The following is a 564-nucleotide window of genomic DNA, read 5'->3' as shown; positions in this document are numbered from 1 at the left end:
TATCAACTCCGCGCAACTTCCTAAAGTCCTCTCCAACAGCCACCCGCCATCCTGACGGGCCAGCGACAGAGGAAATCATCATGAGCACATCGAAAAAAGTAGTTGTCATCACCGGCGCCTCGCAAGGCATTGGTGCAGGTCTGGTCGAAGGCTTTCGCGCCCTTGGCCATCAAGTGGTCGCAACCTCGCGCTCGATCAAAGAGTCGAGTGACCCGGATGTCCTGACCGTCGCAGGCGACATTGCCGATCCGCAAACCGCCGAGCGCGTGATTCGCGCCGCTGTTGCCCGCTTCGGTCGACTCGAAACGTGGGTCACCAATGCCGCGATCTTTCTGGCCAGGCCGTTCACCGCTTACAGCCAGGCGGACTATGCCCAGGTCGTGGCGACCAACATGAGCGGCTTCTTCTACATCTCGCAACTGGGCATCGCCGAGATGGAAAAACACGGCAGCGGCCACGTCGTCAGCGTCACCACCAGCCTGGTCGATCATGCAATCGATGGCGTGCCTTCGGTATTGGCGTCGCTGACCAAGGGCGGCATCAACGCCGCGACCAAATCCCTGG

The 564-nt window shown here is 60.3% G+C and carries 1 protein-coding gene; it reads left to right on the top strand.

Features of this window, described 5'->3' with window-relative positions; translation table 11 throughout:
- Positions 1–80: 80 nt before the first annotated feature.
- Positions 81–564: SDR family NAD(P)-dependent oxidoreductase (locus F8N66_RS31315; protein WP_150773743.1), on the top strand; the 484-nt coding region annotated here is incomplete at its 3' end.

Source organism: Pseudomonas fluorescens (genome assembly GCF_902498195.1).
GTDB lineage: Bacteria > Pseudomonadota > Gammaproteobacteria > Pseudomonadales > Pseudomonadaceae > Aquipseudomonas > Aquipseudomonas fluorescens_BU.
Note: the sequence above shows the minus strand (reverse complement) of the source record. Positions and strands in the feature narration are given on the sequence as shown.